General features: G+C 54.2%; 16 protein-coding genes. 7 read left to right on the forward strand and 9 right to left on the reverse strand.

Features of this window, described 5'->3' with window-relative positions; genetic code table 11:
* Nucleotides 1-61: 61 nt before the first annotated feature.
* The 5 genes from C5Y96_RS01485 to C5Y96_RS01505 all read right to left on the reverse strand — a co-directional run bounded on the left by C5Y96_RS01485 (nt 62) and on the right by C5Y96_RS01505 (nt 6,372).
* The gene (locus C5Y96_RS01485) at nt 62-1,129 is read right to left on the reverse strand and encodes an ATP-binding protein (protein WP_105349779.1); all 1,068 of its coding nucleotides are present in this window, start codon (nt 1,127-1,129) and stop codon (nt 62-64) included.
* Nucleotides 1,126-1,767, reverse strand: a complete 642-nt coding sequence (gene tmk, locus C5Y96_RS01490) for a dTMP kinase (protein ID WP_105349780.1) — start codon at nt 1,765-1,767, stop codon at nt 1,126-1,128. The genes C5Y96_RS01485 and tmk overlap by 4 nt, the downstream gene beginning before the upstream one ends.
* Before the next feature lie 88 nt (nt 1,768-1,855).
* Entirely contained in the window at nt 1,856-3,016 is a 1,161-nt protein-coding gene (locus tag C5Y96_RS01495) for a serine hydrolase domain-containing protein (RefSeq protein WP_105349781.1), read from the reverse strand.
* A gap of 136 nt (nt 3,017-3,152) precedes the next feature.
* Nucleotides 3,153-4,148 carry a helix-turn-helix transcriptional regulator gene (locus tag C5Y96_RS01500; protein WP_105349782.1) on the reverse strand — a complete coding sequence of 332 codons (996 nt, stop codon included), beginning with the start codon at nt 4,146-4,148 and terminating at the stop codon, nt 3,153-3,155.
* Nucleotides 4,075-6,372 carry a TolC family protein gene (locus C5Y96_RS01505; RefSeq protein ID WP_105349783.1) on the reverse strand — a complete coding sequence of 766 codons (2,298 nt, stop codon included), beginning with the start codon at nt 6,370-6,372 and terminating at the stop codon, nt 4,075-4,077. Before C5Y96_RS01505 ends, C5Y96_RS01500 begins: the two co-directional genes overlap by 74 nt.
* A gap of 284 nt (nt 6,373-6,656) precedes the next feature.
* Here C5Y96_RS01505 and C5Y96_RS01510 point away from each other — a divergent pair, with 284 nt between their 5' ends.
* Nucleotides 6,657-6,953: a hypothetical protein gene (locus C5Y96_RS01510; protein WP_105349784.1), complete on the forward strand. Its 297-nt coding sequence runs from the start codon at nt 6,657-6,659 to the stop codon at nt 6,951-6,953.
* 55 nt (nt 6,954-7,008) lie between these two features.
* Here the strand turns inward: C5Y96_RS01510 and C5Y96_RS01515 are convergent, their stop codons facing one another.
* Complete coding sequence (locus C5Y96_RS01515; protein WP_105349785.1) at nt 7,009-9,816, reverse strand: hypothetical protein; 2,808 nt, start codon at nt 9,814-9,816, stop codon at nt 7,009-7,011.
* A 480-nt stretch (nt 9,817-10,296) separates the two neighbouring features.
* Here C5Y96_RS01515 and pilM point away from each other — a divergent pair, with 480 nt between their 5' ends.
* The 6 genes from pilM to C5Y96_RS01545 all read left to right on the forward strand — a co-directional run bounded on the left by pilM (nt 10,297) and on the right by C5Y96_RS01545 (nt 23,026).
* Complete coding sequence (gene pilM / locus C5Y96_RS01520) at nt 10,297-12,603, forward strand: pilus assembly protein PilM (RefSeq protein ID WP_105349786.1); 2,307 nt, start codon at nt 10,297-10,299, stop codon at nt 12,601-12,603.
* A gap of 3 nt (nt 12,604-12,606) precedes the next feature.
* Nucleotides 12,607-14,280, forward strand: a complete 1,674-nt coding sequence (locus C5Y96_RS01525; RefSeq protein ID WP_105349787.1) for a hypothetical protein — start codon at nt 12,607-12,609, stop codon at nt 14,278-14,280.
* A 71-nt stretch (nt 14,281-14,351) separates the two neighbouring features.
* Entirely contained in the window at nt 14,352-16,568 is a 2,217-nt protein-coding gene (locus C5Y96_RS01530; RefSeq protein WP_105349788.1) for a hypothetical protein, read from the forward strand.
* A 445-nt stretch (nt 16,569-17,013) separates the two neighbouring features.
* Nucleotides 17,014-21,102, forward strand: a complete 4,089-nt coding sequence (locus C5Y96_RS01535) for a general secretion pathway protein GspD (RefSeq protein ID WP_158261038.1) — start codon at nt 17,014-17,016, stop codon at nt 21,100-21,102.
* Nucleotides 21,103-21,291: 189 nt separating this feature from the next.
* Complete coding sequence (locus C5Y96_RS01540; RefSeq protein WP_105349790.1) at nt 21,292-21,765, forward strand: DUF423 domain-containing protein; 474 nt, start codon at nt 21,292-21,294, stop codon at nt 21,763-21,765.
* Nucleotides 21,766-21,793: 28 nt separating this feature from the next.
* Nucleotides 21,794-23,026 (forward strand): AI-2E family transporter, encoded by a 1,233-nt coding sequence (locus C5Y96_RS01545; RefSeq protein WP_105349791.1) that lies wholly within the window; start codon nt 21,794-21,796, stop codon nt 23,024-23,026.
* Between the two features lie 107 nt (nt 23,027-23,133).
* Here C5Y96_RS01545 and C5Y96_RS01550 read toward each other — a convergent pair whose 3' ends face one another.
* From C5Y96_RS01550 to C5Y96_RS01560, 3 genes are all read right to left on the reverse strand, one after another.
* Complete coding sequence (locus tag C5Y96_RS01550; protein ID WP_105349792.1) at nt 23,134-23,325, reverse strand: hypothetical protein; 192 nt, start codon at nt 23,323-23,325, stop codon at nt 23,134-23,136.
* Between the two features lie 425 nt (nt 23,326-23,750).
* Complete coding sequence (locus C5Y96_RS01555) at nt 23,751-24,893, reverse strand: cysteine desulfurase family protein (RefSeq protein ID WP_105349793.1); 1,143 nt, start codon at nt 24,891-24,893, stop codon at nt 23,751-23,753.
* Entirely contained in the window at nt 24,893-25,174 is a 282-nt protein-coding gene (locus tag C5Y96_RS01560) for a hypothetical protein (RefSeq protein WP_105349794.1), read from the reverse strand. Before C5Y96_RS01560 ends, C5Y96_RS01555 begins: the two co-directional genes overlap by 1 nt.
* Between the last annotated feature and the right edge of the window lie 39 nt (nt 25,175-25,213).

Raw genomic sequence — 25,213 nt, forward strand, 5'->3', positions numbered from 1 at the left:
GTCCTCGGACGGGGCTCTTTTTTGTTCTTGTTGAATTTGTCCGTGGGGAAGAACAAGAGACTTAGAGCGTCTCGATGAAGCCTGTTCGAGCTGTCGTCGCCAGATCGTCCAGCCAGGCTTCGACCAGGGTCGCGATGTTCGCGTTGCCATCGAGCTGAATTTCGGCTTCCGAGCACCGTTCCAGGCAGGCGGCGGCTCCATCGAGCCCCGCTGGTATGGCCATAAATGCCGAGCGAATTTCAGGATTGGTCGAAGCTTCTTCGGTTCCTAGCTTGGTGAGATAGACCAGTTGGTTGCGGTAGAAGTCGGCGGCCAGTTCGATCAGGTGAGAAAGAGCCTCACGCTTTTTCGGGGCATCGTCTCCCATCTTGGTCAGATAATCGGAGACGTCCTTCGCCATTTGCACGCTATGGAAATCGCGTTTGGAAAGCGTCGACAGCAGAACCTCGGCGATACCTTGCAGGGCCTCATCGCGCAGTTGATCTGCCCGGGCCAGGCTTCCTTTGCTTTGCCTGGCGAGCTTGTCCGCTTCCGACTTGTCGGCCACCCATTGGAGTTCGAGCAGGAGATTCGAAACAATCTCATCCGGTAGCGGGGCGAAGCGAATGATCTGGCAGCGCGAACGAATCGTAGGTAATTGCCGCTGTTCGCTTTGACTGATCAGTATGATCACGCTATCGACCGGCGGTTCTTCGAGTGTTTTGAGCAGGCAGTTGGCCCCTTCCTGGTTCAAGTCGTCAGCATCATCCAGAATGGCCACTTTGCGCTGTCCGCGAAAGGGACGCATGGCGATATCGTGGCAAAGCCCCGATTCCATCCGGTGTTGTCCATCGCCAATCAGCAGTTCGACAGGAATACGCGTTTTATCTTTCGGTCTGGAAACGGTTAGCAGGTCTGGGTGTGTTAAGGCATCGACCTGTTTGCAATCCTCGCAATTGCCGCAGGGATGCATGTGGTAGGCCGGCACATTTTGACAGAGCAGCGTTTTGGCTAACATCAGTGCGAATTTGCGTTTGCCAATGGCAGCCGGCCCGACAAAGAGAAACGTACTAGCAAGCCGATTCTTGGTAAGGGCCGTAGCGAACATCTCTCGGATGCGATCGTGCCCTAGCACGTCGTCCCAGTTCATTTCGCCAACTCCTTAATTCGCAGCGTAACAGCTTCGCGGATGGCCATTTGGATCGTGTCGATTTCCTGGGTCGCGTCGATGACCGACACATGCGGATAAATCTCGGCCTCTTTGAGGAAGCCTTCTCGCACGCGGTGCATGAAAGCGACTCCCTTGGCTTCCATGCGATCCAGGTTTTTGCCTAGCCGGGGGAACGCGATGTCTTCCGGCAGATCGAGCAAGATGGTCAGGTCAGGCATCACGCGGTCGACCGTTACTTTTCCCACATTGCGGACGTCTTCCAGGTCGATTCCTGACGCATAACCTTGGTAGGCGATATTGGCTAACAGGTAACGATCGCACAGGACCGTTTTGCCGGAGGCGATTGCCGGGCGAATGACGTCATCGACAAGCTGTGCCCGGGCGGCCATGTACAGCAGCATCTCGGTTCGCGGATGCAGATCAAGCTCTTTGCGATGCAGCAGCAGGTCGCGCACGCGCTCGCCTGCTTCGGTGGTACCAGGATCGCGGCACAAGACGACGTCGTGTCCGTTATCCTTCAGCCATTGGGTGAGCAGATCGCGCTGCGTCGATTTTCCAGCCCCATCGATACCATCGAAAGAGATGAAAAGGGGGCGAATTGTTTGCGAATTGGTCATGGCTAGGATTGTACGGGAGCAGGGCCCCACGGCAAAGCATAGCCAGCCAGAGACTGCCTGCACTGCCACTTGGAGGGGGCGGTTCCTGCTATGGATTGCCAAATTGCTCAATCGCTGCTCGGCGGAATGCCTCTTGGGCCTGAGCACCTTTGCCAGGGAAGCCTGCGTGTTGCACCAGCCAGACCAGGATCAGCCCTTGCTTTTTGTCGAGGTAAGAGTTGGTCGAGTAAGCACCACCGTGCCCAACGCGATCGCCCGTAGAAAAGCCGAAGCCGTACTGATTCGGCAGGTCACCGGTTTGCTTGCTGGTCATCGTGGCTACCGCTTCCTCGGACAGGTATCGGCGGCCATCAAGCTCGCCACCATTGGCCAGCATTCGATAGAACCTCGACAGGTCTTCCGCCGTGGCAAACAGCCCACCGGCTGGCATTGGGTAGCGATCTTTGTGTTCGGTTAAGGGGTACTGAAGCTGCACGATCGTCGTTGCTTCCAGGTCATTTCCACCAGCGCCAGGCTTATAGGCAAGGGCGATCCGGGCGGCCTGCTCTTCGGTTGGCCAGAAGGTAGCTTCTTTCATTCCCAATGGTGTGAACAAACGTTCTTGCAGAAACGTTTCGAATGGCTGGCCGCTCACGACCTCGATAATTCTCGCGGCCGTATTGATGCCGGCGTTACTGTACTGGTACTTAGTGTCAGGCTCGAATTCAAGCGGTGTCATGGCGTAGCTGCGAACGCGATCGGCCAGGGGAAGTCGGTCGAGCGTCGGTGTTTCGATTCGCGAAGCGAACGGCAGACCGCTGGTGTGGGATATTACGTTAGCGACTGTAATCGGGTGCTGCGGCTTCTTTAGCAGGATGTGGTGGTCATCTTTCTCGGCAATGACCATTTGCCCTTTGAATTCCGGCAGATACTTTTCGACTGGGTCGTTGACGTTGACTTTCCCTTCGTCGACCAGCATCATCAGCGCGGCGGCTGTAATTGGTTTCGACTGCGAGGCGATCCAGAACATCGAATCGGTTTGCATCTTCTTGTCGTCACCGATATTTGCGAAACCGACTGCCCCTTCATACAGCACCTTGTCCTTATTAGCGACCAGCATCACCGCTCCGGCCAATTCTTGATCCTCGACGAACGGCTGTACTGCCGAGGCGATCGAGCTAACAGGCTTCTCTTGGGCCAATCCTGAAGAGGCGAGTGACAAGGTGGCGCAGAGAGCGAACAGGCAGGCTGGTGAAGGGATGAGTTTCATGGTGGGTCTCAGAAGGGAAGGGGCTGCAGCCGGTCAGATTCGGATGTCCCAGAATAACACGCTGGATTAGTGTTTTCCACTTGTTGGGATCGCTATCGCATCGATCGATGGCAGGAGCGATAGCGACGTCAGGCACCTAAGTTATGTGTTCCGTAGGGGACTGCGAGGTGTGGTTCTCGACAATCTTTTGCGCGTGCTGGACGATCAGCTCGCGCAGCGATTGTGGCTGAAGCACGGTGGCCCGGCTGCCGTACCCCAAGACCCACCAACTGATCTCACGAATGCCACTTACCGTCACCTCGAAATTGATGCTGCCATCGCCATTCCAGTGAATCTCTTGCGTCTTATGCCACTGCACTTCGGCAACGTTCTGGGCGACCAATGGGTCGAAGCGGATGATGATGTGCTGATCGGGCCCCGGCTCGGGGATCATATGCCAGGCATTTCGCAAAAAGCGATCGACCTGGAAGTTTTGGGGGATTTCGAAAGGTTCGTCGAGTGTTTCAATATGTTCGATTCGGTTGACCTTGAACGTTCGCACGGCGCGATGAATCGAACTACGGCCAATCACATACCAGCTATGCCGGCTGAAAAGCAGCTTGTAAGGCGAAAGTTTGGTTTGAATGACATCCCCGTCGAAGATACTGCGATACTTGATGCGGACGTTCTGGCGATGACCCGAGGCGTCGACCAGCGACTGATAGGCTGACTGGGCCTCTTCGGGTTGGTGGACCGGGTTGAGCTTGATCTCGACAGAGCTGGAGATCTCGCGGAGCTGCCGCTTCATATGCTCTGGCAGGCTATTCTCGAGCTTGGTGGCTGCGCGACGTGCGGATGAGTAGTAGGGAAGTCCTGTTCCGTCACCTAGTTCATGGCAGAGGACCATAACCGAGAGCGCTTCTTCAGAGCTGAGATTGGTCGGGGCGAGAAAGTAAGTTTCCGGAATATGGAAACGTTGCCCATTCGAATCGAAAGCGAGCGGCACGCCGGCCGCTCGCAATGTTTCCAGGTCTCGAAAGATAGTACGACGACTCACGCCGCACGCATCTGACATCGAGTTAACGTTTTGCGGCCTGCCACCCTGAAGCAGTTGCAGTAGTTTTAGCAGGCGTTGGATTTTGGCCAGATTCATGAGAGACCGATTTCACGACCCGGCTCGACATCAGCTTGGGGGCGGATGTCGGTTGCGGGGTACTCTTCGATTGACGAACTTCCGAAACCAGTTCGTTCAGCCCCAGTTTATTCCAATCGAGTTCACTTTTCGATTGGGCTGGCTTACCGGCGACTTTGGTTTCCGTCGGTGGCTCTAGGCTGACGGCGTCGAGCGAGGTTGGTATCTTGGCCGGTGTTGGCGTGTTGATCACTTCACCTTCGGTTGGGACATCCCCTTCGTAGATGATCGTGCCTTCCTCGACGTGGCCGTGGCTGATGCCGCCTTGTGGTACGCTTCCTCGGCTGATCACAGCTGGTCGTGTGTAGCCGTAGTCGACATAGTGGCTGGCCGAGCGGCGTCGGGCATGGCCCTGGGCGTCGAAGTAAGCCTTTTCTGGCCATGGTCCTTCCGAGAGGAACACGCCGTTGTAGTCGAGCAAGCTACCCTTTCGCAGGTGAACGTCCTTGATGGCGATGTTGTACTCGATCAGGGCCTGGAAGTAGGCGATCTGAGCGTCGCTGCGACGTCGTTGGGCGTCGAGCAACAGGTCGAGCGTTACGGTACCAGCATCGTAAGCGGCTTGCACCGAGTCAACTTCCTTATCAGCCGCAATCAAGCGGTTCAGGTTCGTCTGCACCAGGCTGTAGTTCGAGTCCAGGTCGCGGATGGTGTCAGTCAACAGGTGAGAGACTTCCAGTTCCATGTCTTCCATAACTGCTTTCTCGCGAGCGATCTGCAGTTGAACGTTTCGCACACCGGCCAGTTCCTGGCGGAAGCCGATCGGCATCGAGAATTCCAAGCCCAGCGTGTATTCCTGGTAGTCCCCTTCGGTGAGCACGTCCCAGGCCTTGCTGTTGATTTCGTTGAAGTTCTTGCCGTCGCGGTTACCGCTGATGAGCTGGTCACCCAGACCCAGGAAGCGATACAAGGCGACTGCATCCATCTGTGGCAGAAGCTGGTTACGAGCGGTGATCATTTCGATCTCACGCTGCTTGATTCGCCAGGACTGACGACGCAGTTCCGGGCTACGCGACAGGGCTTCGTCGTGAATCTGGAACCAGTCGAATGCTACCCAGGCGTCGGTTGGTTCCGAAGTCGGACGAACCAGACGGCCATCGGTTGCGGCCAGACCCATGAAGTAGCGAAGGCTGCCTTCTGCTTTGTAAAGGTCACGCAGGGCACCTTCGGTACGGCTGCGGAACTCGAAGTATTGCTGACGGGCCTGGGCTTCCTTTTCAGCTTCACCCCCTTCAGCACCATTGACCATCAGGGCGTGAACTCGTCGCCAGGTAACCAGGGCACTGTCGCGTCCGGTTTTGGCGGCTTCGAGGTTGTGGTAAGCGAAGTAGAGCTGCCAATACGATTCTTCAACGTCAGAGACCAGGTTGCGGATGTTGGTTTCAAAATCAGCGATACTGACGTCTTCCCGAATGCGGGCCAGCATCACGTTGACGCGGTTAACCTGGACACCACTTCCACGAAGCAACGGGTGACGAGCTTCCATTTCAACGTTGGCCAACCACGAGCTTGGATAGATCAAGCTGCCGCGGTTGTTGTAGTCGTAAGTGTTGTTTTGTCGCAAAGACCACTGGGTACCGGTTGCAGCCTTCTTGGTCAGTTCGACGTTGGCGGTGGCCAGGTTCTGTCCGAACTGGGAAAGGAAGAACGGGTTGCCGGTGGCGAAGTTCTGTGGGCGATCGATACGATCCCAGTTGAAGCTGGCGTTCAGCTGTGCATCGAATTCGCTCAAAGCTCCTTCGACACCGAACTGTGGATCGGAAGAAACGAGTGCCGGATCGTAGATCGTCGGCGTGCCGTCGTTTCGCGTGATCAGGTTGGTAGGAATTGCCTGCGAGGTGAGCGTCGTGCCCGGAATGACCCGGAACACGGCGTTACCGCCAGCAGTGCGAATTGCCTTGCTGTTTTTCAGCGAGTTGGCTACCGCTTCCTCGAGGCTGAGATTCCAGATTCTCGACTCATCCATTTCAAATGGGTCGGAAATCGTGAACGGTGCCTCGGTGTTATCCACCTCGTAGAGTCGGGCATGATCGACATCGGGGTATTCGATGTCGGTAGCCTTATCGAGGTAGAGGCTCAAATCGCCTGACTCTTTGAAGTAAAACGGTTGAGTCGGCTGGCAACCGGTGAAAATCACCGTGCCGATGAGCACGAGCATCCAGGCTTGATGGAACTGGGTTTTCATGGGATACCGAGTCCTGATGCGTAGCGTGCACGTCCTTGTGCACGACACTTCGGAAGAAGTAAATCGCTGGTAGTAGGATGACCGGCTGAACCATCTTGGTCAGCTCGATCAATTCGTTTGTCTCGGCCCCCCCGGGCCTGAATCTCCTCGTTGCGGTTCGCAAGCGCACCGGGATGAGAAAACTCAGTACAAGGGTTATCGTCCTCCTAACCGGCAAACTTTGAAGAAATTGTGCGACCCGCAAAGTTTTACTTCTTGGGGCTATCACTGATAGCGATTTTCAGGTGACCAACGCGATGGATACGGCCGAACAATTGATGCAACATGCGAGCGAATTACTCGAGATTCTCGAGAAAGGAGAGCCTTTTGCGCCGGAAGACCTGACCGAGCTTGTACATCACGTGGAAGCGTTCTGCGATCACTTCCCTGCTAGCGAGGAAGTACCCCGCAAGGTGGCACGCATGCTGACCGAACTAGTGCCAGCACTCGATGCAGCCAGCCAAAATTATGGAGAAGCCAATGCCAATCGCATTCAAGAAGCGGCTGGGGCATTATTCGTTGTGATGCTGGAGAAGCTATAGATAACTGTCTCAGCGTGTCACCTAGGGCCGCTGAGTCATGATAATCATTCGTGAATTAGTCCCAACGTACTTCCAGTGGATACCATTGACCGGGTGCGAGCTGGAAGTTGATGCGATCATCTTCGACCTGGCACTTTGAGATACGATTGCCCTGAAAATCGCACAGGTGTGCTTCGCCTACTTTACGAAAGCAGCGTAAAGCCCCCTTCGCATTGCGTCCTTCGGTTTCCAGGATCTTTGTCGTAAAGCCGATGACTTCCCCGCTTTCGTTGGTCAACGATTTCAGGCTCGTCAGAATGACGTTCTTGGCTTCCAGATGGAACATCCATGAGGTAGTACCCGGCGCAGGCATCGCCGCCGATTCAAACACTGGCTGCGGTTGATACATGAATTCACGGGCTGCTGGCAGCGAGTAGGGAAGATCGAGCCCGATCCCAAGACGGAACTTTCGCTCAGTTTCGCCGTGCGGAATCAAAATGGTATCGAGCATGTGCCCATGGTTACGCAAGTGAAACGGAATACCGGCCGTCAGGAGTGTCGTTTTCCCGTGCGAAGCATTGATCTCGACATAATTGGAGGCCTCAATTCGCCGACCGCTGCAGCGTGTGCGGACCCATTGAACATCGTGATATGTCAGGGCCGTTTCATCCCCCCAAGCCAGGCGGCAACAGTAGTGGGAATCCCACGGGAGCGATTTGGGGTCTACCTGGGGTTCGATTTCGATATCGATTTCCAGCACCCGTGAGGCACGCCACAAGCGATAGGTTTGCTTGTAGGTAGCCATCACTTCGTGCTCTTCCCCAATGATATTGCCCCGAGTATGGATCTCACCCATGGCCGCGGAACTCGTGGCGGGATCAATCTGGGTGACTTTCATTTGACTGTAAATCACCGAAGCATCCGGGCCAAGATAGCGTTCCCCCGTTGCTTGCTTCTTGCCTGGCATTCGCAGAGACAGTTGCTGTGACAAGCGGTTGCCCCTGGTTTTGTAGTCGTAGATCGACTTGATGCCCCCTGTTTCGGGATGAATATGCACTTCCATGAACTCGTTCCGCAGAACGTGCCCATCGAGGAGTGCTTTCTGCTTGCCAGCACTTCCCTTGGCGTCTCCCGTGATCCAGGCATACCCACAGCCAGGCACTTCGATCGCGGCAAACTTACGTTTGCTATCATGGCCGCTGGCAATCACAGGTTCGCCTCCGGCGGGAAGATCAGGCAGCTGCGAAACGAAAACCCCACGTGTACTGGCCGAGTTCAACGTATTTAAGCTGAGGTAGCCCTTTTGTGTTGATTGCTCAAGACGTGGGAGAGCTGCTGCAAGGTCTCGACTTGCCGAAGCAACCAAACTTTCAACTTCTTCGGTTTGGTCTTGGCCTGGGTTGGCGGGGTCTTGCAGCGATCGCTCTAGGTGGGAATATGCTTTTGTTGAGCCTGACATCAAATCGGCAAACGCCTGAAGCTTACCCGCAGCTTCCAGCTGGGCGTTGAACTGCTCGCGCTGGGCATGCTGCGAGACGGGACCTGGCTGGCGACGAACGATCGACTGCTTGAGCCAAGGGGTTCGATAGTCTTCCGGTTTGAAGTTTCCGTGGTAAGTCGCCGTGTCGGTTTCCTCGAAGTAATGTTCGACCGTAACGAATTCGCCCAAGCTGTTGCCATAACGGGCAATCGTCTTCAAGTCTTCATACCAGGGGGAAGTAATCTGTGGCCAATGGGCGAATGCAAGCGTAGCAACGTGCTCTCCATCCATCGCTTCGCCGAGCTTGGAGAAGAGAGAGAGGAAAGTCTCGGGTTTGGTGGCATCCAAGGGGAACTTGGCCAGGGCATCGACCGTCGAGCCGTCGACTCCCTCCCAACGAGCTTTTCCTTGATTGCTGACCGGTAGTTTACCTTCGTCGAGGGTGGCATGGATCGCGCCGACATATCCGAGGCCGCGAAGGATCTGAGGAAGAAAGGCCGTCATACCAAATCGGCGGCGACCAAAAACCTTGGGGGAAGCGCCGAATGCTTGCTGGTATGCTTCGTGCCCCCGCTGAAAGTTGGCGAGCACCGATTCAGGGTCGAGCAAGTTCAGCGGGCCTTCGATCCACTCGCCGCCGACGATACCAACCTTCTTTTCTGCAATTTTGGTGGCGATGACTTCTTTAAGTTCCCCGTGGCTCTCCGCGATCTTTTTGGCAAGTGCGCCTGAGATCCAGAGGTTCGTGGGAATCTGGGCTTTCACTTCTGCTAGCAGCGAATCATTAAGCGTCGATTCAGCGACCAGGGTGAAATCGAGCAGACTAGCGTCGACAGAGTAATACTGGTTTCGCTCTTCCATCAGAACGTCGAAGCATGCTTGGAGGCACTCGGTCGCTTCGGCTTCATGCCCCTCGGCGGCTGCTTTGGCCGCTTCGATCGTTTTGTTCTCGAAGTAGATTTCGTCCAAGCTGCTCGAGTAACGCATCTGCCGCGTCAAAAGCTCGACCTGAAGGTAACAGTATCCAAGTGCATAGAAGTCTGGTGCTAGTTTGGCGGCCACTTCGTGGACATCGCCAATACGGCCCAACAGTTTGGTGACGATCTCCTGCCGATCGGTCAAACCTTTGACAAGCGTTGCCCCAGATTCCTTTGCGCGTTGTGAGAAGCCTGCCGGCAGCTCCGCTTTGCAGATCGACGGGATGAGCAGGGCCAGGCCGTCCAGGTTCTCTGGGGGTGAGTCGACACGGTGCCACTGAGGGTTTTTCCCTGCCGATGCCAGGAATGCCGGATGCCACATAGCCGTCCAGTTAGCCAGCAGGCTTTGGGCATCGTCACCGGTATGGTAGGTGGGAAAGTCTTCGAAGCTATGGCAAGGAAGCAGAATCGCAATTTCCTGAATCATTGTTCGTCGACCTGAATGGAGGAGATGGGGCAAATGAACGCAAGTAATTACCAAATAATAAGTTATAGGGTATACTTAATGTGCGTCCGAGGGCCAGGGTGGACCTTATTATCGGGGGCCAGACCACTTTTTGGGAGCAGGGAAGGTGGACAGTCGCGGAAAATGACCTGGATTCAGATCCCCATGGCGGGGAGGTCGTTTGTGTCCTATCTTGTTGCAAGATAGTGGTTTACATAAAACAGTGGAAATCGCATTTTCGTTGACATTCTGGAGAAGTTCACACTAGAATGAGGATGTTGGCCAATGAATGTGATTAAGATTCACTGCGTTGGTAACACACCCTTCTCCTTTATTTTGCTTGTCTTAAACCTGCGATCTTCGGAGCGTGCTTCTTCGTTGGATGAAATTGCCGGATAGTTTCTAGCTGTTTCTTGCCAACCTCGACAAAACGCGACTTAGTGATTGCTGTGAGGAACAGAGATGGCTGTTGGTAAAGCCGTTTGGGGCATCGACATCGGTCAAAGTGCGCTCAAGGCCCTGAAATGCCGAATGCACGAAGACGGATTTTGGATGGTCGCCGAAGCGTTCGACTTCATCGAATATCCCAATCCTTTGAATCAGGCTGGTGCTGGTTCGGAAGGCTTGATCAAGGACGCACTGCGCGAATTCCTTTCGCGCAATGATATTCGCAACGACTCGATCTGTATTTCCGTTCCAGGTCAGGCCGGGCTTGCACGTTTCTTCAAGGCACCGCCGGTCGAAGCGAAACGCATTGCGGACATCGTCAAGTACGAAGCAAAGCAGCAAATCCCCTTCCCGCTGGAAGACGTGATTTGGGATTACCAGCCGATGCCCGGCGCGCACGAAGAAGAAGGCATCTCGCTGGAGACCGAGATCGGTATCTTCGCGATGAAACGCGATCAAATCTTCCGATCGCTTCAGCCGTACCTCGATACGGGTATCGATGTTGATGTCGTCCAACTGACGCCGATTAGCCTGTATAACTTTGTCGCCAACGATCAGTTGACGATCAACCCGCTCAAAGAAGAGTACGACCCTACGAATCAGCCCAATTCGTACGTGATTGTCTCGATGGGCACGGAAACCACCGACTTGGTGATTACTAATGGTTTCCGCGTTTGGCAGCGTAGTTTGCCGATCGGTGGTAATCACTTCACCAAGCAGTTGACCAAAGAGCTTAAACTGACGTTCGCCAAAGCCGAACATCTCAAACGCCACGCTTCTGAGGCAGAGAACGCGAAGCTCGTCTTCCAGGCAATGCGGCCGGTGTTCAACGACCTGGTTACCGAAATTCAGCGGTCGATCGGGTTCTTCCAGACCTTGGATCGCAAGGCCAAGATCTCGCGAATTATTCCGATCGGTAACGGCATGAAGTTGCCGGGTCTGATTCCTTACCTGGGTAAGAACCTGGGTTACGACGTCGTCGAGCTTGATGGCTATCAGAAACTAACCGGAACAGACGTTACCTCCGCTCCTAGCTTCCGCGAGAACATGCTGTCGTTTGCGACATGCTATGGCTTGTGCCTGCAAGGGTTGAAGAAATCGGCACTGCGCACCAACCTGTTGCCACAGGAAATTCTGATCGACCGAATTGTTCGGCAGAAGAAGCCATGGGCGGTTGCCGCCGTCGCAAGTTTGCTGCTGGCTTGTGCGTTGAATTTCGGCTTCCATTGGCAGGCCTATAATTCCTCGCATATCCCGGAATTCGACGACGCACTGCGTAAGGTCTCGACGGTCCAATCGACCAGCCAGGGGTATCAATCGACTGATTCTCAGTTGATGACGGAAAAAGAAAACCTGGAAATGATCGGTCGATATGTCGTTGGTAACGAAGAAAACCGTCGACTCTGGCCTGAACTGATGAAGGCCATTACCGCTTCGCTGCCGACCGACCCGGATCTCGCCCCAGGTCGAGTTTCGGAAAAGCCAATCGATCAACGGCCTGACCTGCAGATCGAATCGATCGAATCGCAATACTTCCCAGACCTTTCGATGTGGTACACCGAAGCGGTTAAAACAAAATATGCGGTGACGCTTGAAAATCGAAAAGTCATTCTGCGTCGTCTAGAAGAAGGAGAAGAAGCTTCCCCTTCGATCGATGAAGATCTCGCTGTGGAAGCAGCAGCAGATGCCGCATCAGTCGCCGCTACAGCGGCGGCTCCGGCCGAAGCAACTGATTCGACTGCTGGTACGGCAGCTGAAGAAGAGGCGGACGTCGATCTCAGCGAAATCGAAGGAGAAGCAGATCCAGAAGACGAACTTGCCGGTCCTTCCGCCGAGGAAAGTGGCTGGGTTGTTCAGATAACTGGTTATCATTTCCACAATAGTCCGGCCGCTCGTGAAAACATGGGTGCCCAATACGTGCGTAACACATTGATCGATCAACTCGATCGAGGGACCTTGGAACTGATTAACGAGAACAACGAGCCTGAAGTAGTTACGATGAAAGAATTAGGCATTTCGCATCCCATCATCGCGATGGACGAAGTGCCGAGAACGGTTCAGATTCCTAATCCCAAATACGATCCCCCAGCAATCGGAACCGGTGGGATGGCGGACGAATACGGTGGTTATGGAATGAACCCAGAAGAGCCGATCGATCCGAGCAAGATCGAGCCACCGACGATTCAAGTCAAGGTTTACCGATTCACGGTTCAATTCTGTTGGCGTGAGTCTCCTCTCTCGAAACGAGAAGAATTGCGTCGTGCTGCGGAACTTGCCGAAGCGGAAGAAAAAGCCGCGAATGCCGAAACGGAGAACTTCTAAGCCATGGATAAACTACGACCAGCTATCGCGTTTTTGAAGAAGTATTACTTCTGGGTCTTCGCCGTCGTGGTGCTCTTGGTGGGCCTTGGCGGATGGTACACGTCAATCTCGTCTTTGGATGAAGAACGCCAGGCACGGACTCAAGAGATCGAATCGAGCTTGAACGCGGCCCGGCAAATTGCCAGTACGGCGAATCACCCAAATACGCAGTACGCGGAAGAAATGCAGACCTGGTTGACGCAGTATCGCGACGACATCGACCAGGCATGGCAAAAGAAGTGGGAAGCTCAGAAAGGCGTTTTGACTTGGCCTGCGGAATTAAACGTAGGTGGTTCGGTTTTCGCTGATATCGTCAACGGCATTCTTCTGGGCCGCCCGATCGAAGCGCTGACGGAAGAAGACAAGCCGATGTCGACGAACAAGCGTGAGCTTTACCGCGACTATATTAAGGAAGAACTGCCGAAACTCGCTGAAATCATCCACGCTCGTTGGGCCCCAGCGGGCAATGGCATGGATGGCGGCGGTCAATTCGGCATCGAGGCTTTCGGCGGCGGTAGTGGTTATGAAGGTGGCGGTATGGCGGGTATGAACACTCGCACTCCCAATGCCCTCGAAAAGCCACCGCTGGTGATGTGGAATCCCACCAACCAGGCCAACATCCAGTCCAAAAGTTTCGACTGGTCTGCTGGAAGTGCATCTCAGGGCATTGGTGGAATGGACGGCTCTGGCGGCCCCGGCGGAGGCGCTGGCAGTGGTCGAAACGTGCCTACCACCAAGGAAGTTCTCTACGCCCAAGAAAACTTGTGGGTGCTGCGAAACATCATGAATGTGATCGCCAAGACCAATGGCGATATCAGCAGCCCTCACCAAGCCACTATCAAAGCAATCGACACGATCGAATTCGGTCGTGAGGTGATGCCTATTCGATCCACGGTTGTCATTCCTCGTTCTCCTCTGGCTGCTGGCGGCTCAGACGAGTACGGCATGGAAAGCGGAATGATGGAAGACCCCTATGGCGGTTCCGGCATGGGCATGGAAGGGATGGACGGCATGGGCATGGATGGCATGGGCATGGGGCCTGATGGTATGCCGCTGGAAGGCGGAGAAATGGACCCAGGCGATTACCGTTATGTCGATAAAGACTATAAGAAATTGATGGTCGAGGACCTTAAGGCTGCGACCACCGAGCCCACTTCCGAAAACTATTACTTGTCGGTCGCCAAGCGATTGCCTGTTCGCATGCGATTTCTCATGGACCAGCGTGAAATCGATAAGCTGCTGGTTGAATGTGGCAATGCCGACCTCATGATCGAAGTCCGTCAGGTCCGTATCAACCCGCAAACCTCCGGTGCCGGTGGTGGCATGGATGGTGGTAGCGGGATGGGCGGCTATGGCGGAAGTGGTATGAGCGGCATGGGTGGTCTCGGCGGAATGGAAATGGGAGGGGAGTTCGGCGGCGGTATCGGTGGCATGAGTGGCACCGGCCAAAGCGGGGACAACCTAGACCAGGCTGAAAAGATCTTCGACGCCCCGGTTGAGATCTACGGCATCATTTACATTTACAACCCGGTCAATCGCGATCTGTTGTGGCCCGAAGGGTCGCGACCGTCCGAAGATGATTCGACTGCGGATGACACGGCAACGGAAACAGCTGGTGTTACCGCTACCACTCGGTAAGCAGATAACGCCCAAAACCTCATCTCTTCTCACATTCGGATGGTTTGCAGTAAAAAAAGGATGACTCAATCATGAAGAAGCTGGACTTACAAAACGGTGGGCTCAAGTCAAAATTGATCCTCCACGTTGAAAAGCTCGTCTTCGGATTGGCTATTCTCCTCGTGCTTTTGTTTGTCTATCGCGGGACGCAACAGCCTTCGATCAGCACGTCACCGGATGATTTGGTCCGTGCATCCGATCAGGCACGTACCAATATCGAGAAGCAAACCTGGGATGAGGTTGAAGATGAGCGTTGGGTTGCGCCGGAATATCAAACGGCAGCTTCCCGAGCCAGCAAACCAATTCCGTTGGCACCGTATGAAACTCCTTCAAGCTTCCGAGTTCGTCACAAGGAAAGCATCGAAAAGCGACCAGATCCGACATTGTTGCCGCTTGCCAGTCTGGAAGTAAAAGCGGGATTCGCTCCGTTCGCATTCCTCAGCCCCCAGCAAGCTGGTCAGGGTGGTCTTGGGATGATGAGTGAAGGCGGACCTGGTGGGATGCCTCTCGGATCCGGATACGAAAGTTACGCTGGGGGCGGCTACGGCAGCGAAATGGGCATGGTCGATGCCAACGCCCCACCAACGCTGACCCCTGAACAGTCGATGGCGTTTGGTCAGCCACGCGGTGGTACCGGTAGCAAGATCGAAGGCAAGTACTTCGTGGCAATTACCGGGCTCGCTCCGCTTAAGAAGCAACTGGACCTGTTCGAATCCGCTTTCAAAGATCGCGCCAACTACATGGAAGGTCGCGACTATCCACGTTATGTTCACTTTGCCATCGAGCGACGTGAACAGAAGCCTGATGGTAGCTGGGGTGAATGGGAAAAATCGATCAACGTCACGCAAGAACGCTTAATCGCCCGCCATCGTTGGGCGTTCTTGCCGGATGAAGTTGCTCCTCCAGAATATCTCGATCCAACGCTTAGTTTTCCGATGCCGCCCATTCTATTGTTCAATCCTGGCGATTGGGGCCGACATTCGACAGTTCCCAAGTATGAACCACGGGAACAAGGATACGGCACGGACATAATGACCGAAGACATGGATAACATTTTGCTTCCGCAAGGCGGTAGCGATCTGCCAAGTGACGTGCCAAACTTCATGGGCCCAGGCGGTGCTATGGGAATGGGAAGCGAAGGCAGCGGTGGTTTCATGGGACCATACGGTCGTCCTGGGATGGTGTCTGGTATGGGTGGTATCGGCGGGAACAATATCACAACGCCTCCTCCAGGCATGATGCGAAAGCCAGGTGCTGGCCGTAGCGGTGGCATGAGCATGGCTCGTGGAGAAAGTGGTGGCGATTACGGCGGATTTGGCGGTGCAACCTCGATGTTCGACGCAGAGAACAAGATGTTCCGCTTCTATGACACCTCTGTTGTGCCTAACAAGAACTATCAATATCGCGTTCAGTTGTGGCTAGAGGATCCAAACAATCCTCAAAACTTCCAGGAAGCACCCCCAGCGCGTGCTCTGGAAGGGGGCGTGCTGACACGTCTGAAGCCAGAACGCGACAAGATTACCAAATACCTGCAAACCCAACAGGGCGGCATGGCAAATGTCCGTGGTCAAACGACACAGACCGGGCCGCAGTTCCAGTTCTGGCGTACGACCGAGTTTAGTGAACCTAGCGCTACGGTTCACGTGCCATCGAGTGCAGACGTACTGGCAGGCTCGGTTGATGCGGGACGAACGGTCTATAACCGCAACAATCAGCGTCAGATTCTGCGTACGGCCGAGCCAAACGCTACGGTCTTGGCCATGAGATGGGATCCAAAAACCGACGTCAAGGCTTTGGTCACCAAGGAATTGAAGGAAGTTGCTCGCGGTAGCATGGTTGAGTACAAGGGGGACCTGTGGATCCTGGATCCTGCGACCTACCAGTTCCGTAAACCGTATCCCATGGACGCGGATAAAAAGGATCAAGAGTACGTTCTCAAAACTGGTTATACGCTGCTCGACATTCGAGGTGGTGAAGATACCGTTGGCCGTTATACGGATGAGAACAACAAGAAGCTGAAAGTACCTGGCGAAATCCTTGTGCTTGATGATGCTGGAAACATCCACATCAAGTCAGAGCTTGAGGAAATAAAGGAATTCGCCAAGTTCAACTTCGCGAAGCCAGAAGTCAAGCTCCCGCGAGGTGGCCGGAATCCGGATGATCCCTATTCAATGGAAGGGGGATCCGGCTACGACGAGTACAGCAGTGGCGAAGGTCGCCGTCCACGAGGCCGTGGCCGCGGCGAATAATCCCCCTTTTCAGTTGAAAACTACCTAAGGCGTTCTTCGGAACGCCTTTTTCTTTGCGTAGATAAAAACATCTATTGAGTCGTTTCTTAGATCTCAGTACTGTACTGCCCGGCGATTTTTGCGCAGCCAGCGAAGGGACTCCCTCTTGCTAGCAGCGCAACCGGTCCAATTTCCAAAAAAAGTGAGTAAGTCACCAAAGCGGTATTGACCGCATTTTGGACAACCGGTATTTAACCGCCTCACCTAGAAATGCAAGGATGCAGATTCACCAGTGCGCGCGGCGCGTGGACAGGGCAAGCGGTCCCTTTTAGGACTTGCGTGCAACTGTTCCTCGTCAGAAACGTGTCGCCGTAGGGGGAAGGATAGGAACACCATGAATCATTCTCGGACGATCCCAAAACACACGGATCGCAGGCTGCCACAAGTTCAGACAAGGAGTGTCGCTTTGAATTTGGCCACGCGTGTGCTAACAGCCGGTCTCATTGCCGTGCTGTGCTTCAGCACTGGAAAAGGGGTCGTCGCAAATCCGTTGACCGAGATTGAGCTCGTCACGTCAATGTCGGCGACCGGACAACAACAAGGTTCGCTGTACGATCAGCAAAAGCAGGACGGAGTTCTGAAAGCTGCACGCGATGCGATGCGAGCTGGAGACTACCAACGTGCTCAGTCGCTAATCGAGCAAGCCAAGTCGTTCAATGTTCCTGCAGATCCGGCGTTCAGCAAGTTTCGGGATACTCCTGAAAAGGCTGCTCATGATCTGGCCGAACTGACGGCTGCCCAAGCCAACCCAGACTACGTCGGTCAAAAGCTGCTCGGCCAGGAACCTGGCATGGAGCAGAAGATGGCTGCTGAAGCTCTGGCTCGTGGCAAGGAAGCCTTGGCCAGTGGTCAGACGATGTCGGCTCTGAACTACTACCAACAAGCTGCTAAGGCCGGACCGAACTTCCAATCGGGTGGCTACTCGGTGATGGCCTTCCGCCGTGACCTGGAAAACGCAGGCGTTCGTCCTTCGATGCTCGGTGGTGAAATCGCCGCTGGTGGTCCTGGTGCGGAAACCGCTCCAACTCGACTTCCAACGATTAACGAATCGCCAGAGCCTTCGATGACGGCTAACCCATACGCTGCCGCAACTGGCACCCAGGGCAACGCCGAGACGGCCCGCCGCATGCTGCTTCAAGCTCGCCTGGAGTTGGCTCGCGGAAATGTGGCTCTCGCAGAAAAGCTGGTCCGTCAGGTTCAAGGACTGGGACTCGTTTACCCTTCGCACCAAGACTCGCCTGAGAATGTTGACTATCTGATCCGCACCGTCAATCAGATTTCTGCTTCGCCTGTCGGTCCTCAGTCTGCCTATAAGTTTGGTGAAGTGCTGCTTCAGCAAGCTGAGGGGCTCATGCTTTACGGCCAATACGATCTGGCCGAACAAATGGCTCGCCAGGTGCAATCGATGAATCTCGATTTCCAGCGAGCTCGAGTTACTCCTGATCGTCTACTGACCGAAATCACTCGTCGCAAGAGTGGCGAAGCTGGCGGAAATCAGATTGCTCCAAACGTTCCTGAAAATGTTGCCGGTAACGCCCACGCGAAAGAACAAGCCATCCTGGTTCAGGCCAAGGCAGCTCTGGATCGTGGTGACATCGGTACCGCGGAAGCGTTCACCAAGCAGGCCAGCACGCTTGGCAATCGAAACTATCAACAAGGCGACCTTCGCCCTGACATGTTGATGTTGGAGATCTCGCGAGCAAAGGCTTCAAGCCCAGTACGTCAAGCCAGCGGATTTGAAGGCCCGATGGGTGCTGGTTTTCCAGTCGCTCAAGGGATTTACAATCCTCAGAACGATGACACGCGAAACATGCCCGCTTCGGCACAGCAAGACGCTACTGGCCAGGCAGGGATGCGTTACCTGCAAGAGGGCGAACAGGCTCTCGCCGCTGGCGACAAGATGAAAGCTCGCAAGCTGTTTGAAGAAGCTTGGAAGTACGAGGGCCAACTCGATCCAGCTGCACGCCAACGTTTGCAAGACTTCCTGCAATACCAGACCAATCCGGTTACCAGCGGAGTCGCTCAAACGAGCAATCCTTCGCCGCTGGCGGAAGTCGACGCACGCCAACAAGTTCTGTTGCGTCAGATGATCGCCGAAGTTACTCGCGAACAATCGCAGGCAGACGCCATGCGAGAAGTCGATCCTAAGAGTGCTTTGGACAAACTGAAGAAGGTACGTGTCACGGTTGACGAATCTTCCATCGACGCAATCGCCAAGAAACAGCTTCTCTCGCGTGTCGATCGTAGCATCGAATCGCTTGAGACCTACATCGACATGAACAAGTCGCAGATCGAACTCGATGAACGCAACGCTGCGATCAAGACCGAGATCAAACAAGATCGCGACTTGAAGATGGAAATCGACAGCAAACTAGCTGACATGACCAATCAGTTCAACGAACTGATGGATCAACAGCGTTGGCAGGAAGCGGAAGTGATTGCCCGTCAGGCACGTGAAATGGATCCGGAAAACCCGGTTGTCCAAACGTTGATCTGGAAGGCCAAGTTCGCTCGCCGTACCTATCAGAACATGGCTCTGAAGGATGAGAAGGAATCGAGCGTTTGGCAGGCACTGCACAACGTTGATACCTCCTCCATTCCATTCGACGACAACAACCCAATCCAGTTCGCCAGTGCGAAGGAATGGGAGGATATGACCGAACGTCGCCGACGCTGGCTGGCAGAGAATTCGCAGATCTCGGAAGACGAAGTCGAGATTCGCAAGGCTCTCAAGTCCAAGGTCGACGTCAAGTTCAACAAGCAGTCGCTGCAAAGCGTCATGGAAACCCTGGGCAACATGGTTGGCATCAACGTCATGTTGGATCCACGCGGCCTGCAAGCCGAAGGGGTGACTTACGACACCGAAATCAGCATCAACATGCAACAAGCGGTTCGCTTAGACAGTGCTTTGAATCACATTCTGCAGCCACTGCGTCTCAGCTATGTGATTCGCGACGAAGCCTTGGTCATCACCAGCGAGTCGTTCCGCAGCCGCAACGTTTACCAGAAGGTTTACAACGTGGCCGACCTGGTGCTGCCGATTCCGAACTTCGTACCAAGCTACAACATGGGCCTTCCAGGTGCCATTAAGGCCGCTTACGAAAGCCAGGGTATTACTGGTTCGCCAGTTGGTACCATGGGTGGATCGAACCCGATGTCGCTGTTTGCTAACAATCAGGACATCAACAGCTCTAGTGCTCTGGCACAGGTGCCTAACGGGTTCATCCCTGGCCTGGGTAGTGGTGGTCCTCCGGTCTCCGGTCAGCCGCAAGGTAATATGGGCTTCGGTCCTGGTGGCGGCATTGGTGGTCCTGGCGGATTTGGTGGTGGTGTTCAGCCTGACTTTGATCAGCTGATCGAACTCATCACGACAACCGTCGAACCAGAATCGTGGGAAGAGCTGGGTGGTCCAGGCTCGATCGCACCATTCAGCACGAACCTCAGCCTGGTAGTTAGCCAGACTCAGGAAGTGCACGACCGACTGGCCGACCTCTTGGCTCAGCTGCGACGTCTGCAAGACCTTCAGGTTACGATCGAAGTTCGCTTTATCACCTTGAACGACAACTTCTTTGAACGCGTCGGTGTCGACTTCGACTTCCAGATTCAGGACAATACGACGGGGCTCGGCCCAAATCGTGATAACTCAGGTAGCCCCAGTGTTACCATTGGTTTGGATCCAACGGCCACGACACCGACTCCTACCGCTGACTTGGACCTTCAGTTCACGCAGAGTATGTTCCAAAACACGGTGCCAACCGTGGGTGGTCTTGTGACTCCTGCTGCGGCTGGTGCCCAGTTCGGTTTCGCCATGCTCTCTGATATCGAAGCCTTCTTCATCATGCAGGCCGCTCAAGGTGACTTGCGATCGAACGTGATGCAGGCTCCGAAGGTGACCTTGTTCAACGGCCAAACGGCATTCGTCTCGGATACCACTCAAACCCCGTTCGTCACGAGCGTGATTCCGGTGGTGGGTGACTTCGCAGCTGCCCAGCAACCGGTCATCGTGGTGCTGAATGAAGGTACTTCGCTTAGCGTTCAGGCTGTGGTTTCGCCAGATCGACGGTTCGTCCGTCTGACCTTGGTGCCGTTCTTCAGCCGAATTGGTAACGTCGAAGAGTTCACCTTCGAGGGTACGAGCAGCAGCCGAACCGACTCGACCGTGGAAGATCCTGACGCTGCCGATGGTGGTACGACCAACGATGCCGAAGAGACGATCACCTCGGGTACCACGATTCAGTTGCCACAGTTCTCCTTTGTTACGGTGAGTACAACGGTGAGTGTGCCAGACGGTGGTACGGTGCTGCTTGGTGGTATCAAGCGTCTGAGCGAAGAACGTCGTGAACGCGGTGTTCCGGTCTTCAGCAAGCTGCCATACATCAACCGTCTGTTCCGCGACGTCGGTATCGGTCGAGAAACGCAAAGCCTCATGATGATGGTGACTCCTCGAATCATCATCCAAGAGGAAGAAGAAGCGAAACTCGGCTTCACCCAATAACGCCGAATACGGCAAATCGACTATGACCTCCTGCCGCCGTGAAACGTCTTCGGACTTTCACGGCGGTACTTTTTGCGCTGTGCCGATAATTTCGCGTACAATAGTAACTTCGTCAAAGGGATACGTTCGTGCAACTATCTGCGACTGGTCTCTTTGCGCTAGGCAATCGAATCTTAGAGGAAGTTACTCGTGGCGAAGTTTGTACTATTTCTCGGTGTCCTTTTCGGCGCGACAGCAGTCATTGCCGGTGCAATGGAGCATGCCGTACGTGGGATGATCGTTGCCGATGTTTCCGGTGCCGACGTCGAGTTGGCGGGGGATGAGCTTTCAGATCCAGCTCCTAATCCCGAAGTGGCTAAGCGACTGGCCCAATATGAGACCGGCGTGCGGTATCACATGGTTCACGGTCTGGCGTTAATCGGTCTGGGGGTGGTCATGGCCATTTCTGCTCGCGGCCAGATCATGGGGATCATTGCCGCTTTGTCGATGGTCATCGGTGTGAAGCTATTTAGCGGAACGCTCTACCTGATTTCCGCTTTGGGGATGAAACAGCTCACGATGCTTGTCCCGATTGGTGGGTCGTTCATGATATTGGGATGGATTCTGTTTTTGATAACCGTTCTATTGTTCGAGCCGTTGGTAGATCGGGAAGACTTGGAATAATAGCTGCCCATTTGAAGCGAAGGTCTCTATGTCTCGTTTTGCTGCGATCGAAGTTGAAATGCGCCGGCAGACGATATGCCAGGCCATTGCGGTAGGGATTCTTGCCCTATGGGTGCTCTTTTGGCTGCAAGCCGTCTTGATCCCGTTTGTGCTGGCGATTTTCATCGTTAGCGGCCTAACACCGGTATTGTCGAACATTCAAAACCGGCTTTCGACGACTCGCCTGGTGGCCGTTCTGATCGCGTCGATCATTGGAATTGCCCTGGTGTTCGTCCTCTGGAGCATCATTTGGATTTCGATTGCCCAATTGAAACAAGAAGGTGGCAAGTACGTGCAAGGTGCGAAGGCATGGAGGGACGCCGTACCTGAATGGGTAAGACAACCAGAATTGGCTTTTCAAAGTTTGCTAACGTCAGATTCAGGTTCTGATGTCGCCGCGGCAGAGAAAACACCTGACGTTGAAGAGGCTGCCGTACCGATGGCGGGAACGCTGGATGAACAAGTTGCCCGACATAATACAATTTCCACGCAGTCAGGCCCTTCGCATGACATGGTCTCGGAAATGATCAACGACATGGTCAAGAACAGCCTGAGCAAGCTGACGGATTCCATGTCATATGTCATTCAAACAAGCACGATGGTCGTTATCTTTCTCTTCTTCTTACTGCTTGGAAGTTCGCAGGCCACACTCCCGGAGAATACCTGGCAAGAGATCGACGCAAAGATCCGAGAATACATCCTCACAAAGTCACTGATCTCGTTCTTTACAGGGCTTGCGTTTGGATTTGTCTTGTGGCTGTTCGGTATACCTTTGGCAGCCGTGTTTGCTCTGCTTGCCTTTCTTTTTAACTTCATCCCTAATATTGGCCCGATTCTCGCGTGTTTGTTACCACTGCCGCTAATCGTGCTCGATCCAGAAATGACCTGGTGGGGAATGACGCTGGTGATCGTTCTTTCTTCGGCCGTGCAGATTATCAGCGGCAACGTGATCGAGCCGCGGATGATGGGGGATTCGTTCGACGTTCACCCGATCGCGATTTTATTGGCATTGATGTTCTGGTCGCTCATCTGGGGCATGATCGGCATGTTTCTGGCCGTGCCCATGACTGCAATCATGAAGATATTGTTCGCGAAGTTCGAGATGACCCGCCCTCTAGCAGACTTGTTAGCTGGGAGAATTGATCGGTTCAGCTTCAAGAATTTCAACTTCGGAGGCACTTACGGTGAAAGTGCCTCGGACGGGAAGGGTGCTGAAGCCTGATCGCGGAATCCGATTCTGTGGCATCGCGTCTCAACGAGGACGACGATGCCAGGTGACACCGACATTGGGGTCACGCCAATTGCTCTTGCGAGAGCGTTTGAGGAGGACTAGTTGTCCCCCTCCAGGCGGTAGGCGATTTCGTCATCATCTTCGAGAGGACTGTGGCAGTGTTCGCACACGAGTTCACTTGTGCGATCTTTTTTGCCATGAACGACGTTGTCGCATTCCAGGCACCGATACATCAGTGCGAAGGAAATCGTCTCGGTATCGATCAGAATGTTCTGAGATTTGACAATCATTTCGGAAGCCTCATTTCGTTACTGGCAGGCGAAGGGGCCTCTACTTCCGTGCATATTGCCCGAAAGTGGATTCGTTATCACAACAGAAATCTTGGGGTGACACTAAATTACGCGATGCAAACAACCATAAACAGGAACGGGACCGGAACGCATCAAGACAAAACCATGCGTAAAGGTGGTTGGTTTTCCTCAAAGGTGGTTGTTAAGCATTAAACTAGGGTCTTATGGATTTGAAGCGAGCGAAAACTCCCTACGGCTTGTCTCGTAATACGAGAGTTAGCGCCTCCAGGACATATGACCGAGAGAAGCGAAATGTTTCAAATTTACAATTCAAAACAGCACGAAACTCAGATTAGGACGCGGAGAACGTGGCGACTTAGGTCAACTCAGCGAAGATTTTTCCGCCAGAGGTAGCAGAACGCAGATTAATGGCGTAGCGATTCCCAGGCGTGAATCAGTAAGTCGGCGGACTGATCAACCTCTTCCTCAGAGGTATACCATCCGAAGCTTAGACGGATGGTGCCAAGTTTATCTGTGTCCGAGACTCCCATCGCGGCCAATACCGGCGAGCTGTTCCCGCACCCTACCGTATCGCTGCAGAAGGTTGCCGCGCAGATTTCGGGGACTCTACGGAGTAGCTCTTGCCCGGAGACTTGGGGGAAGTTAACGCATAAAGTGTTCGGGATTCGCTCGACCTGCGAACCGTGAATGACAATGGGTTCGGGAATCGACTCCATCAGTCGACGTCCAAACCTACGCGTTAATTGAGTTAGCTTTTCTGCCGCATCATCAATGCTACGTCCAACGAGATTGGCAGCCTTTCCCATGCCCACCCAAGCCAGAATATTCTCGGCCCCGGCTCGCAACGAGTGCTCGGCACCACTGCCATGGATGATTGGTTGAAGTGCCGTTCCTGCTTTGACGTATAGGGCTGCAGCGCCCTTAGGGCCATAAAACTTGTGAGCGGTGATGCTGAGCAGATCGGCCCCTAACTGTTTGGGGCTAAGATGAATCTTACCGGCCGCCTGACAGGCGTCGGAATGCAGTAGTACGCCATGTTCCTGACAGATCTGAGCTAACAGGTTAAGAGGCTGAATAACGCCAGTCTCGTCGTTCGCCAACATGACCGAAACAAGCTTGGTTTCAGGCCGAATTGCCTGGACAAGGGCGTCGGGAGATACAATTCCATGTCGATCGACCGGAACGATCGAAACATCGCAACCCATCGTGCGGCAGTGATTTGCTGTTTGGGCGACTGCGGCGTGCTCGATAGCGGAAACGATGATGTGACACGGTTTCCGCTCGGAAAGGTAGCGGTAAGCGATACCCTTGATAGCCAGGTTGCAGCTCTCGGTTCCGGAGGCACAAAAGACGATTTCATCCGGCGTTGCCCCCAGAAGATGGGCAACTTGTCCACGGGCATCCTCCAATGCTTCATCGATGGCGCGGCTTCGCGCGTACATCCCATCGGGGCAGGCAAAGTACTCTGCCATGAAGGGAATCATCGCCTCTTGCACACTGGGGGCGATCGGTGTCGTTGCGTTGTAATCGAGGAAGATGGACTTCATCAGACCTTGGGTAGAGCCCCCTTAAACCCGAAATCGGCGTACGATTTGGGTAGAACGATGGCCGTAATCTTGAGGTAGCTGATGGAACTGAAAGGAATGATCGCTTGCCGGGCCCCGATCGCGTCGGGGGTTTGGCGTTGGACTACGACCATGTGATCATCATAAACGAAGCCGACGAAAGGGATCGATTCGTTGAGCTCGGTCATGATTACCCCCTTTTGGGGCATGTCTTTGGGCCAACGTTCGAGGAGGTCGAGCCAGATGTTCTTTTCGGGATTCACAAGTCATTCCAAGGTAGAAGTTTCACTCAGCCACCACCG

The organism is Blastopirellula marina, from assembly GCF_002967715.1.
GTDB lineage: Bacteria > Planctomycetota > Planctomycetia > Pirellulales > Pirellulaceae > Bremerella > Bremerella marina_B.